The organism is Pseudomonas sp. Leaf48, assembly GCF_001421885.1.
Lineage (GTDB): Bacteria > Pseudomonadota > Gammaproteobacteria > Pseudomonadales > Pseudomonadaceae > Aquipseudomonas.
Genome location: NZ_LMLH01000033.1, coordinates 1 through 10,642 on the forward strand (window position 1 = coordinate 1; position 10,642 = coordinate 10,642).

Here is a 10,642-nt window from a genome sequence, read left to right on the forward strand (position 1 = left end):
GGACGACACGGATGTGGAAGGCGGTGATGCCCGGGGAGCGTTTCAGGGACAGGTTCACGCTTGGGTGAAAGGAGGAGGGGCGAAATCTCCCACGGTCTGTACTGCGTCAACAGTCAGAATCGAGCCTTGTCCCTCCTCCTCCCTTCAAGTCCTACCATACAAGCGAGCCTGGTCGCGATGACCGCGCAGCGGTCCCCGAATTGGTTCCCAGGAGTTCGATATGGAAAGCCCGACGCATAACCTTCCTTCGCTGTTCAAACAACTCGGCCTGGCGGATGACGCTGAAAGCATCGATAAATTCATTGCCACCCACTCACCGCTCAAACCGGAACTGCACCTGGCGGATGCATTTTTCTGGAACCCGAGTCAGGCGCAGCTTTTGCGCGAAGAGATTCTCGATGATGCCGACTGGGCGGAGGTGGTGGATCAGTTGAATGTGATGTTGAGGAAGGGGCGGGGGGTGTAAAAATCTGATGGGCAGCAGCTTTCAAGATTGCTGGGAGATTAAAAGTAGACCAGAATTACGACCTTATTTGAGGTCTTAATTATGCAAAGTGTCCTGGCCGATATGGCAGTCAGTGTCTCTGAACTGAAGAAAAACCCGTCTGCCGTCTTAAATGGCGCTCATGGTGGGCCTGTTGCTGTGCTCAATCACAATCGAGTCATGGGTTACATGGTCCCGGCCGATGTTTTCGAGGCCATGATGGAGCGCCTCGATGATATGGAGCTGGCGGAAATCGTGCGTTCTCGTCGTCATGAAACGCCAATTCCGGTAACGCTGGATGACCTATAAGCTCGAATTTCTGCCGTCTGCACGCAAGGAGTGGGACAAGCTGGGGCACACGCTGCGTGAGCAGTTCAAAAAGAAACTGACAGAGCGGCTCGAAGTGCCCCGGATTCCCTCTGACTCGCTGCATGGCATGCCTGACTGCTACAAAATCAAATTGAAGTCATCGGGCTACCGGCTTGTCTACGAGGTGATAGATGAGCGTGTTGTCGTTTCTGTAGTCGCGGTGGGCAAGCGCGAACGTAGCGAAGTCTACGAAAGGGCCAAGAGACGCTGAATTGTTTCAAAACTTGACGAGGAATCCCTGCAAATGCCATATTGATAGTTAGCAAACTAACTATGTATATTTCCTCTCGTGCCGAATAACCTCAACGTCCTCCAGATGAACATCAGCAGCTCCATGGTGGTGGCCGCCAGGCATTGGCGCAAAATCTGCCAGACCACGCTGGTCAACTATGGAATCTCCGAAGCCTGTGCCGTCCCGCTGTTGATGATCGGGCGTCTGGGTGAGGGTGTGCGGCAGGTGACAGTGGCGCAGGCGGCAGGGATGGAGAGCCCGTCTTTGGTACGCCTGCTCGATCAGTTGTGCCATGACGGTTACGTCTGCCGCACCGGAGATACCCAGGACCGCCGCGCCAAATGCCTGAGCCTGACCGCGACCGGCCGGGAGCTGGTGCAGGCGGTCGAAGTCGAACTGGTGCGCCTGCGTCATGAGGTCCTCGATGGCATTGACCAGAGCGATCTGGAAGCTACGCTGCGGGTACTGAGAGCTTTTGAAGCGGCCACGCCGCCATCGGTGGCCCACTCTTGAAAGGATTTTTTGCTGGTATGCCCCCGGCGCGGGACTGGTTCTACGGGGTTCGCACTTTCGCCGCATCAATGATCGCGCTGTACATCGCCCTGCTCATGCAAATGCCGCGTCCGTATTGGGCGATGGCCACGGTTTATATCGTTTCCAGTCCGTTTCTCGGCCCGACCAGTTCCAAGGCGTTGTACCGTGCGATCGGTACGTTCATCGGTGCTGCGGCCGCAGTGCTGTTCGTGCCGATGTTCGTTCAGAGTCCTTATGTGCTGGTGGTCGTGATTGCGCTGTGGACCGGGACACTGCTGTTCTTGTCTCTGCACCTGCGCACCGCCAACAACTACGCGCTGATGCTCGCCGGCTACACATTGCCGCTGATCGCCCTGCCGGTGGTGGATAACCCGTTGGGGGTATGGGACGTCGCAGAGGCACGGACCGAAGAGATCTTTCTGGGCATTGCCGTGGCGGCGGTGGTTGGCGCGATATTCTGGCCACGACGCCTGGCCCCGGTATTCAACGATTCGGTAAGCAAATGGTTTGCCGAGGCATCGACCTACAGCCTGCGTTTCATCAGCCGCAATGTGCAGCCCGAAGAAGTCAGCGCGCTACGTACGTCCATGGTTGCCACCTTCAACACCCTCGAATTAATGATCGGCCAGTTGCCCCATGAAGGCGCGGGTCCGCAAACGGTACGCAACACCAAGGAATTGCGCGGGAGAATGATCCACCTGCTGCCGGTAATCGATGACCTCGACGACGCGCTCTATGCTCTGGAGCGGCGCACGCCTGAACTGGTGGAAAAATTCGCGCCTCTGGCGGCCGCTGCCAGCGAATGGCTGGAGCACAAGGATGCCGACCCGAATCGCTGGCAAGCCCTCAAAGATCAACTGGAGGCCCAACAGCCGGGTCCCGAAGCGCTGGATGACCGTAAGCAACTGCTGCTCTCCAATGCCATTTACCGCCTCGGCGAATGGGTTGATTTATGGCAGGACTGCCGCAGCCTGCAATACGCCATCCAGTGCGACAGCCAGGACAACTGGCGCGCGGTGTATCGACATTGGCGCCTGGGGCGGCTGACCCCGTTCCTGGATCGCGGCTTGATGCTCTATTCCGCTGTTTCCACCGTCACTGCCATTATTGTCGCCTCGGTCTTGTGGATTCTGCTGGGCTGGACCGACGGCGGCGGCGCCGTGATTCTGGCGGCGGTGGCGTGCAGCTTTTTCGCCTCGATGGATGACCCGGCGCCGCAGATTTACCGGTTCTTTTTCTGGACGGCGATCTCGGTGGTGTTCGCCAGCCTCTACCTGTTTCTGGTCCTTCCCAACCTGCATGACTTTCCGATGCTGGTGCTGGCGTTTGCCGTGCCGTTCATTTGTATCGGCACTCTGACCGTCAAGCCGCAGTTCTATCTGGGCATGCTGCTGACTCTGGTCAACACGTCGTCTTTCATCAGTATCCAGGGCGCCTACGACGCGGACTTCCTCAGCTTCGTCAACTCCAACCTGGCCGGTCCAATGGGCTTGCTGTTCGCGTTCATCTGGACGTTGATCGCCCGGCCTTTCGGGGCCGAGCTGGCGGCCAAGCGCCTGACCCGATTCAGCTGGCGCGATATCGTCAGTCTCAGCAAACCGGCGACGCTGGCCGAGCATCGGCAGTTGGGCGTGCAGATGCTCGATCGACTGATGCAGCATTTGCCACGCCTGGCCATGACGGGTCAGGACACCGGCATTGCGCTGCGGGAAGTACGGGTGGCGTTGAATCTGCTGGATTTGCTCGCCTATTCACCGCGTGTTCCTGGTGTGCCGCAAGTAATGTTGCGTCAGGTGGTGAGCGAAGTGGGCGACTACTTCAAGGCGTGCCTCAAGGCCGGCGAGCGCTTGCCGGCACCTGGCCCGTTGCTGATGACCCTCGACCGCACCCGTCGCGCCCTTGGTGGCGCCGGGGATGACGAAACCCGTCGGCATCTGCTGCACGCCTTGAGCGGCCTGCGCCTGGCATTGCTGCCAGGTGTCGAATTCGTCGGCTCTGCCGAACCTGAAGAACCGCTTCCCCATGGCATCGATGGAGCGCCTTTATGATCGGTGATCTGGATATCAACGGGGTGTTCCTGCCTACGCTGCTGGTACTGATGGGCATTACGTACGTGTTGTACCTGTTGGTGCACGGGGTGCTGACGCGCCTGCACTTTTACCGTCTGGTCTGGCACCGGGCATTGTTCAACGTGGCTCTCTACGCCTTGCTGCTTGGCGCCGTGGACTCACTCAGTCGATACCTGATGACATGAAAAAACCGTTCCTGACTTTTGGTCGCGTGGTGCTGACCCTGTTGATCGTGAGCTTCGCCGTTTTCGTGGTGTGGCGCATGGTGATGTATTACATGTTCGCGCCCTGGACCCGCGACGGGCATATCCGTGCCGACGTCGTGCAAATCGCCCCGGATGTGTCCGGGCTGATCCAGCAAGTAGAAGTGCGCGATAACCAATTGGTCAAACGTGGCCAGGTGCTGTTCAGCATCGATCCGGACCGTTTCAAGCTGGCGCTGCGTCAGGCCAAGGCAGCGGTCGCCGATCGCGAAGAAACCCTCGCCCAGGCCCAGCGTGAGGCCAAGCGCAACAAGGGGCTGGGCAATCTGGTGCCGGGTGAGCAACTGGAGGAAAGTCAGTCCCGGGTCGCCCGCGCCCAAGTGGCATTGATGGAAGCCCAGGTGGCAGTGGACAGCGCGCAACTGAACCTCGACCGTTCGGTGGTCCGCAGCCCGGTGGACGGCTACGTCAACGACCGTGCTCCGCGAGTCCAGGAGTTCGTCAGCGCCGGGCGGCCGGTGTTGTCGGTGGTCGACAGCAATTCGTTCCACATCGATGGCTACTTCGAAGAAACCAAACTGGGTGGTATTCATATCGGCCAGAGCGTCGATATCCGCGTGGTTGGCGACAGTGCGCGCCTGCGCGGGCACGTGGAAAGTATTGTCGCCGGCATCGAAGACCGGGATCGCACCAGCGGCAATAACCTGCTGCCCAACGTCAATCCGGCGTTCAGCTGGGTGCGCCTGGCACAGCGGATTCCGGTGCGGATCGCCTTCGATGACGTGCCTGAGGATTTCCGCATGATCGCCGGTCGCACCGCGACAGTATCAATCATCGATGACAACAATCGGGAGCCTGCGCAATGAGCAAGGCCTCGGGTTTGGCCGTCGTCGGGTTAGGCCTGTTGCTCTCGGCGTGTCAGGTGGTCGGGCCGGATTATCACTTGCCCACGGAAGCGGCCATTCAGCGCAAAGACCTGCAAAGTGATCTGGCGAAGGATGCTAAAGCCGTGGTTTCCGCACCCGTGCCGGCCGATTGGTGGCGCTTGTACCGAGACCCGCGGCTCGATCAATTGGTGCAGCGGGCCATGGCTTCCAACACCGATTTGCGGGTGGCGGCGGCCAGACTGTTGCGGGCTCGCGCCCAGGTCGACGAGGCGCAAGCCATGGGTGGCTGGAGTGGCGGCGTGAAAATGGGTGCCCAGCGTTTGCAGGAATCCGGTGAAGCCTTCCTGCTGCCGGAAAAAGTGCCGGTGGCCAACATCGGCGATATCGGCATCAGTGCGTCGTACCAGTTCGACCTGTTCGGCACTCTGCAGCGCGGCATCGAAGCGGCCAAGGCCAATGCCGATGCGACGCAAGCCGCGGCCGATACTGCACGCATCACGCTGGTGGCGGATGTAGTGCGCGCTTACACCCAGGTTTGCGCAGCCAACGAAGAGCGCGAGATCGCCGAGCACTCCCTCGACCTGCAAGCCCAGAGCACCTCGCTGATCCAGCGCTTGCGCGATGCCGGGCGCGGCGACGAAACCCAGGTGACTCGTTCACAAACCCAGTTCAAATCACTTCGCGCCGACCTGCCGCGTTACGAAGCGGCGCGTCAGGCCGGGCTTTACCGTTTGTCGATGCTGCTGGCCAAGCCGGTGGATCAATTACCCGCTGGAACCGCGACCTGTGCCGAGCTGCCGAAAATCGCGCAACTGGTGCCGGTGGGCGATGGCGCCGCGTTGCTCAAACGCCGTCCGGACGTACGCCAGGCCGAGCGCCAACTGGCTGCCGCAACAGCCGACATCGGCGTTGCCACTGGCGAGCTGTACCCCAATATCAGCATCGGCGCGACCGTGGGCACCGTCGGTCTCCTGGAGAACCTCGGCGAACCGTCCACCAACCGCTGGGGCTTCGGCCCATCCCTGACCTGGAACGTGCCGACCAATGGCGCGCGGGCGCGAATCCGCGAGGCGGAAGCCGCGACCCAGGGTTACCTGGCGCACTTCGATGGCGTGGTGCTCAACGCTATTCGTGAAACCCAGACCGGACTGGCCCAGTACTCGGCGTTGTTGCAACGTCGCGATGCCCTGGCCGATGCCGCGCAATCGGCGCAACTGGCCGCCGATCAGACTCACCGCTTCTTTCAGGCCGGCCGCGAGTCGTTCCTGGCGGACCTGCAAGCGACCCGCACCTACACCGATGTCACGGCGCAACTGGCTGCTGCGAACACGCAAGTTGCGATGAGCCAGATCGATCTGTTCCTCGCCTTGGGCGGCGGCTGGGAAAGCGGACGAACGCAAGCGTCGAACCCCGGCAAACCCTGAGGCCGTTGCTATGCTTTGAAGTGTTGGAAGGGCGCCTCGTGCAAAGCGCCCTTTTATTGCACAAAGCTCGCGCAGGTCATGGGGAAACCAATAATGAAAAACCCTTATGCTCTCGGCTTCTGGTGTGCCGTGGTGGTGTTAGTGCTGCTTTCGGCGACCTATTTCTACGGCATCATGCTGGCTGACCAGATTGATAAGGCGCTGGCCTTTCTCGATAGTGCCATCGCGCTGATCGCGGTCATGTCCATTGCGGTGGTGGCCTGGGCGTCGGTCCAGAATCAACGCACCAAAAAACGACAGCTTGAACAAGGCAAGACTCTGGTGCTGATCTGGGACACCAAGGTTGCGCTGCGCCGTGTCGAAACGGTGTTCGACCGCTATTTCTGGGGCAGTTACTGGCAACCTGGGCGTACGTTTCAGGAGGTCATGGGGGAACTGACCGGCACGCCGCTGGAGAAAAGCCTCGAGACCCTGAAAAAACAATGCCTGGCGCTCGACAGGCAAGTGGCTGACGACGGTCGGCACTGGCTCAGCAATGCCCGGGAACTGGCCGATGTCGCCACGGCCATGGCCCGTGAACGTTATCAACTGGACTTCTGCGACCCCCGCGCCGAAGTGACGGGCGGGGCGGTGATCAATCGCGACTTCGAGGTGTTGGTGTACACCTGGACTGCGCGGTTAAAAAGCTTTGATCATCAGCTGGATGAAATCGAGGTTCAGTATTCCTGATTTTGTTTTGGCTGTTCTGACGCCTTCGCGAGCAAGCCCGCTCCCACAGGAGATCGCATTCCAATGTGGGAGCGGGCTTGCTCGCGAAGGCGCCAGAACATCCACCGCAATTCTCTGCTTTTGATGACCAACCCAAAGACACTCTTTCACCGTTAATCATTGGGCCGCTCAACGCGCCTGATGCTAATCTGCACCCCACTTTCAGCGCAGTCGTGACCGCAACCCGTCATGGGGGCAGGGAAGACGACGACACCTTCAGCAACGGACATTGAACGGGTCATACATGAATAAATCAGCAGGCGTGCTTCTGGGAATTGTTGTTGTCATCGGAGCCATCAGCGCCGGCGGTGCATGGTTTACCGGCAGCAAACTCGAAGGCGTGCTCAACACCTCGATCGCGGATGCCAACAAAGAGCTGCAAGCCGCGATGGTCGGTTCCAACGGTACGGCGTCGCTGGAGCTGGTGTCGCTGGAACGTCATGTCTTCAGCAGTACTGCGCACTACCGCCTCAAGGGCGAAGGCGAAATGTTTGGTGAAACACCACTCGAGTTGCAGTTCGTCGACCACATCGAACACGGCCCGCTGCCGTTCTCGCGACTGATGTCGCTGAAATGGTTGCCGGTCATGGCGACCAGTCACTATGAACTGGAAAAGACCCCGCTCACCGAGAAGTGGTTTGCCGCCGCCAAGGACAAATCGCCCCTGACCGGCGTGGTCAACATCGGCTACGACAACGCCACCAACGGCACACTGCAATTGCAGCCACTGGAAATGGCCCTGGATGAAAAATCCAGCATGAAGTTCTCCGGCCTGAGCATCGACGTCGCTGCCAGCGCGCAGGCGAAAAAGGTCAAGGCCGATGGCTACATGGACAGCCTTAAACTGATCACCGTTTCCGAAGATCAGGCACCGGTGCAAGTCGAGCTGAACGGCCTGACCCTGGCCAGCAACCTGACAAAAAGCACTTACGGTTTCTATGTCGGCGAGAACGTGCTGGAACTGGCCAGTGGCAAATCGACCTTTGGCACCAAGCAGTCGGTGCTCGACTTCAAGAAGTTCGAAATGAAGAACCTGACCGAAGAATCCGGCACCAATGCCTCGGGGCGTGCCGATTACAAGGTGGGCGAAGTATCCCTGAACGGCAAGGCCGTCGGTTCCGCGGCCATGGCCATGAGCCTGAAGAACCTCGACATTCCGGCCACCCTGTCGTTGATGCAGGTGTATCAGAGCAAGCTGCAACCCTATGAAAGGGCTGCCTCCGAAGCGATCGCAGCCGGGCTGCCGGCACCGGAGTTGCAACTGACCGAAGCCGAAGAGGCACTGCTCAAGTCCAGTCTGGAAAAAGTTCTGGCGGCAGGTCCTCAGGTTGCCCTGGAAAATCTGTCGTTCAAGACCACCAACGGTGAAAGCCGCGCCAACCTGGTGCTCGACCTGACCAAGCCACAAGCGATCGACCTGCCAACCGATCAGTTGGTCCGACAACTGATCGCGTTGCTGGACTTCAATCTGCAAGTGTCCAAACCCATGCTGGTTGATGTGCTCTCGCTGCAGTCGCAACTCGACGGCCAGACCGACGTCAAGTTGATTGCCGATCAGGCCACTGCCACCGCGGACATGTTCAGCAGCATGGCGGTCGGCTCGCAGTTGGCGAAACTGGACGGGACTAACATCGTCACCAAGTTGCACTACGCCAATAACCAGGTGGAGTTCAATGGCCAGAAAATGACCGTTGAAGAGTTCGCCGCTTTCGTCATGAGCAAAGTCGGTGGTGTCGGCGAGATGCAATAAACGTTGGGCTGGCCTGTGTAGGAGTGCCGCAAGCTGCGATCTTTACTTTTAAAAGATCAAAAGATCGCAGCCTGCAGCAGCTCCTACGGGGATCTGGTGCGCGCAATACTTATCGGCGAACCAGCCGCCACGCCACGCCTCGTCTATCGGCAATGGCTGCTTCTTCCGTTGCGCCAGCAAGACCATGGCCCGTTCTTCATCGCAGGCAACGAAGCGCTCTGCGGGCGGACGTTTCAAATATGGGTCTGGACCCAGCCATGAGGTTCAGCCAAATCCCAGTGCCACGGCGTGAACGGTCCGGCTATAGTTTGCACGCCGACGACGGCCCAACACGCACAAGGTGCTCCGGTATGACCCGATCGACCTCATTGAACCCTTGGCTTGCGGCGTTGGCTGTCGCTCTTTGCGTGCAATTTCCGGCACAGGCTCAGGAACGATTCACCCTGAACATCCCTGGTGTATCGGATGACCGTTTGTTCACGGCGGCGGCCGCCAGCGATGCCGCCGGCTGTGGCGGACACAACGTTTCCCCGGCGCTCAACTGGAACGCCGGCCCGGCAGGCACCCGCAGCTATGCCATCGTCATGCATGACCCCGACGGCCAGAAAGGCCAGGGTGTCGATCACTGGGTGCATTACGGCATCAAGCCCACCACGCAACAGATCCCGGCCGGTGCAGGGGCAAAATCCGCGCTGGAGGGCATCGGCGGCACCAACAGCAAGAACACCACCGGTTACGTCGGCCCGTGCCCGCCAGTGGGTGACAGCGCTCACCACTACATCATCCAGATTTATGCCTTGGACCTTGCCCCGGACGCCTTGCCCGCCGGCCTGACCCGCGCGCAGCTGCTGGAAAAAATAAAAGGTCATGTGCTGCGAAACAGCAGCGTAGTGCGGCGTTATCACCGCTGAAGATTTTTTCTGCGTTAAGCGCGGCGATTTGGCATCCAGGCCCGAAAGCGCGCACTATCGAGCCATAGTCGATGCGTTGGAGGATGCCGTGACAAAAAAAATCGACCGCATCGCCCAAATGCTCAACTGCCCGAAAAAGGGTGAGGAACTGCGGCGAGCGATTACCGAGAGTCGCAAGGATTTTCTGCTGAATCAGCCGGAAGAAGACGTTGTTGAAGACGACGACCTTGAAGAGGAGTTTTTCGAGGACGACGAGGACGATGATGAGTACGACGAATTCGACTGGACTACAGAATAAAAAAACCGTTTCGGCGGTTTTTTTTTGTTAACCCGCTACCCGTGTGTAGGACCGGTTGACGATTTTGCTAGGGTTACAGTTGTCAAACCTCAGATATTGTCGCAATGCAGGAAGTCAGATTAGTGTCATGACGCTATATCTTGTATGTCATATTTATTGTGCATACAATAAAGCATGCAAATAATCTTCGATCCTGCTAAGCGTGACAAAACCCTGCTCGAGCGCGGTGTTGATTTTGCCGATGCTGCTGCCGTCTTTGCCGGCCACCACTTCACCGCCGAAGACACGCGACAGGAATACGGAGAGGTCCGCTTTATCACCGTTGGTCTGTTGATTGGCCGAATGGTTGTAATGGTCTGGACACCTCGCGGCGAGGCTCGCCGCATCATCTCTATGAGGAAAGCCAATGAGCGCGAACAAACCCAGTACCGAAGCCGTCTGGGTTGATCCAGACGATGCACCGGAACTCACGGACTCTTTCTTTGAGCGCGCCGACGAATTCAAGGGCGATCGACTTGTTCGGCGCGGCAGGCCCAAGGCAGAGGTTGTACGCGAGCGGATAACGATTCGGCTTGAAGCGGACGTGCTGGCGCAGTTCAAGGCCTCGGGACCAGGCTGGCAAACACGAATGAACGCAGCACTGGCCGACTGGCTCAAGACGCACACGCCCAGCGAATTGAAGTCGTAACCACTGGTGAGCCTCGCCCTCTTTC

15 protein-coding genes are annotated in these 10,642 nt (G+C 59.0%); all 15 read left to right on the forward strand.

The annotated features are described in order from the left end of the window. Nucleotides 1–220: 220 nt before the first annotated feature. The 15 genes from ASE98_RS24425 to ASE98_RS24485 all read left to right on the forward strand — a co-directional run bounded on the left by ASE98_RS24425 (nucleotide 221) and on the right by ASE98_RS24485 (nucleotide 10,617). Nucleotides 221–466 (forward strand): DUF2789 domain-containing protein, encoded by a 246-nt coding sequence (locus ASE98_RS24425; protein ID WP_060543885.1) that lies wholly within the window; start codon nucleotides 221–223, stop codon nucleotides 464–466. Between the two features lie 81 nt (nucleotides 467–547). After that, on the forward strand, nucleotides 548–793 hold the full coding sequence (locus tag ASE98_RS24430) for a type II toxin-antitoxin system Phd/YefM family antitoxin (protein WP_060543886.1): 246 nt from the start codon (nucleotides 548–550) through the stop codon (nucleotides 791–793). After that, nucleotides 783–1,064, forward strand: a complete 282-nt coding sequence (locus tag ASE98_RS24435; RefSeq protein WP_060543887.1) for a type II toxin-antitoxin system RelE family toxin — start codon at nucleotides 783–785, stop codon at nucleotides 1,062–1,064. The genes ASE98_RS24430 and ASE98_RS24435 overlap by 11 nt, the downstream gene beginning before the upstream one ends. Before the next feature lie 105 nt (nucleotides 1,065–1,169). After that, a complete protein-coding gene (locus ASE98_RS24440; protein WP_060543888.1) occupies nucleotides 1,170–1,598 on the forward strand; it encodes a MarR family winged helix-turn-helix transcriptional regulator in 429 nt (142 codons plus the stop codon). Continuing rightward, nucleotides 1,595–3,667, forward strand: a complete 2,073-nt coding sequence (locus ASE98_RS24445; protein ID WP_060543889.1) for an FUSC family protein — start codon at nucleotides 1,595–1,597, stop codon at nucleotides 3,665–3,667. Before ASE98_RS24440 ends, ASE98_RS24445 begins: the two co-directional genes overlap by 4 nt. Continuing rightward, nucleotides 3,664–3,873: a DUF1656 domain-containing protein gene (locus ASE98_RS24450; protein WP_060543890.1), complete on the forward strand. Its 210-nt coding sequence runs from the start codon at nucleotides 3,664–3,666 to the stop codon at nucleotides 3,871–3,873. Before ASE98_RS24445 ends, ASE98_RS24450 begins: the two co-directional genes overlap by 4 nt. Further along, nucleotides 3,870–4,757: an efflux RND transporter periplasmic adaptor subunit gene (locus ASE98_RS24455; protein ID WP_060543891.1), complete on the forward strand. Its 888-nt coding sequence runs from the start codon at nucleotides 3,870–3,872 to the stop codon at nucleotides 4,755–4,757. The genes ASE98_RS24450 and ASE98_RS24455 overlap by 4 nt, the downstream gene beginning before the upstream one ends. Then, nucleotides 4,754–6,202 carry an efflux transporter outer membrane subunit gene (locus ASE98_RS24460; protein ID WP_060543892.1) on the forward strand — a complete coding sequence of 483 codons (1,449 nt, stop codon included), beginning with the start codon at nucleotides 4,754–4,756 and terminating at the stop codon, nucleotides 6,200–6,202. Before ASE98_RS24455 ends, ASE98_RS24460 begins: the two co-directional genes overlap by 4 nt. A 93-nt stretch (nucleotides 6,203–6,295) precedes the next feature. Beyond that, entirely contained in the window at nucleotides 6,296–6,931 is a 636-nt protein-coding gene (locus ASE98_RS24465; RefSeq protein WP_060543893.1) for a hypothetical protein, read from the forward strand. 283 nt (nucleotides 6,932–7,214) lie between these two features. Continuing rightward, nucleotides 7,215–8,720 (forward strand): YdgA family protein, encoded by a 1,506-nt coding sequence (locus ASE98_RS24470; RefSeq protein ID WP_060543894.1) that lies wholly within the window; start codon nucleotides 7,215–7,217, stop codon nucleotides 8,718–8,720. 96 nt (nucleotides 8,721–8,816) lie between these two features. After that, nucleotides 8,817–8,981 (forward strand): hypothetical protein, encoded by a 165-nt coding sequence (locus ASE98_RS26790; protein ID WP_156465552.1) that lies wholly within the window; start codon nucleotides 8,817–8,819, stop codon nucleotides 8,979–8,981. Nucleotides 8,982–9,070: 89 nt separating this feature from the next. Continuing rightward, a complete protein-coding gene (locus ASE98_RS24475; protein ID WP_060543895.1) occupies nucleotides 9,071–9,631 on the forward strand; it encodes a YbhB/YbcL family Raf kinase inhibitor-like protein in 561 nt (186 codons plus the stop codon). Nucleotides 9,632–9,659: 28 nt separating this feature from the next. Next, nucleotides 9,660–9,929, forward strand: a complete 270-nt coding sequence (locus ASE98_RS24480) for a hypothetical protein (protein ID WP_236707837.1) — start codon at nucleotides 9,660–9,662, stop codon at nucleotides 9,927–9,929. A gap of 174 nt (nucleotides 9,930–10,103) precedes the next feature. Continuing rightward, on the forward strand, nucleotides 10,104–10,376 hold the full coding sequence (locus tag ASE98_RS26370; protein ID WP_082457644.1) for a BrnT family toxin: 273 nt from the start codon (nucleotides 10,104–10,106) through the stop codon (nucleotides 10,374–10,376). Further along, nucleotides 10,336–10,617 (forward strand): BrnA antitoxin family protein, encoded by a 282-nt coding sequence (locus tag ASE98_RS24485; protein ID WP_060543897.1) that lies wholly within the window; start codon nucleotides 10,336–10,338, stop codon nucleotides 10,615–10,617. The genes ASE98_RS26370 and ASE98_RS24485 overlap by 41 nt, the downstream gene beginning before the upstream one ends. Nucleotides 10,618–10,642: the final 25 nt, after the last annotated feature.

Excerpts from the sequence above, each read along its gene's own strand:
- ASE98_RS24440 (WP_060543888.1), top strand. The coding sequence starts at position 1,170 with ATGAACATCAGCAGCTCCATGGTGGTGGCCGCCAGGCATTGGCGCAAA.
- ASE98_RS24455 (WP_060543891.1), top strand. The coding sequence starts at position 3,870 with ATGAAAAAACCGTTCCTGACTTTTGGTCGCGTGGTGCTGACCCTGTTG.
- ASE98_RS24425 (WP_060543885.1), top strand. The coding sequence starts at position 221 with ATGGAAAGCCCGACGCATAACCTTCCTTCGCTGTTCAAACAACTCGGC.
- ASE98_RS24430 (WP_060543886.1), top strand. The coding sequence starts at position 548 with ATGCAAAGTGTCCTGGCCGATATGGCAGTCAGTGTCTCTGAACTGAAG.
- ASE98_RS26370 (WP_082457644.1), top strand. The coding sequence starts at position 10,104 with ATGCAAATAATCTTCGATCCTGCTAAGCGTGACAAAACCCTGCTCGAG.
- ASE98_RS24465 (WP_060543893.1), top strand. The coding sequence starts at position 6,296 with ATGAAAAACCCTTATGCTCTCGGCTTCTGGTGTGCCGTGGTGGTGTTA.
- ASE98_RS24470 (WP_060543894.1), top strand. The coding sequence starts at position 7,215 with ATGAATAAATCAGCAGGCGTGCTTCTGGGAATTGTTGTTGTCATCGGA.
- ASE98_RS24435 (WP_060543887.1), top strand. The coding sequence starts at position 783 with ATGACCTATAAGCTCGAATTTCTGCCGTCTGCACGCAAGGAGTGGGAC.
- ASE98_RS24460 (WP_060543892.1), top strand. The coding sequence starts at position 4,754 with ATGAGCAAGGCCTCGGGTTTGGCCGTCGTCGGGTTAGGCCTGTTGCTC.
- ASE98_RS24485 (WP_060543897.1), top strand. The coding sequence starts at position 10,336 with ATGAGCGCGAACAAACCCAGTACCGAAGCCGTCTGGGTTGATCCAGAC.
- ASE98_RS24475 (WP_060543895.1), top strand. The coding sequence starts at position 9,071 with ATGACCCGATCGACCTCATTGAACCCTTGGCTTGCGGCGTTGGCTGTC.
- ASE98_RS24450 (WP_060543890.1), top strand. The coding sequence starts at position 3,664 with ATGATCGGTGATCTGGATATCAACGGGGTGTTCCTGCCTACGCTGCTG.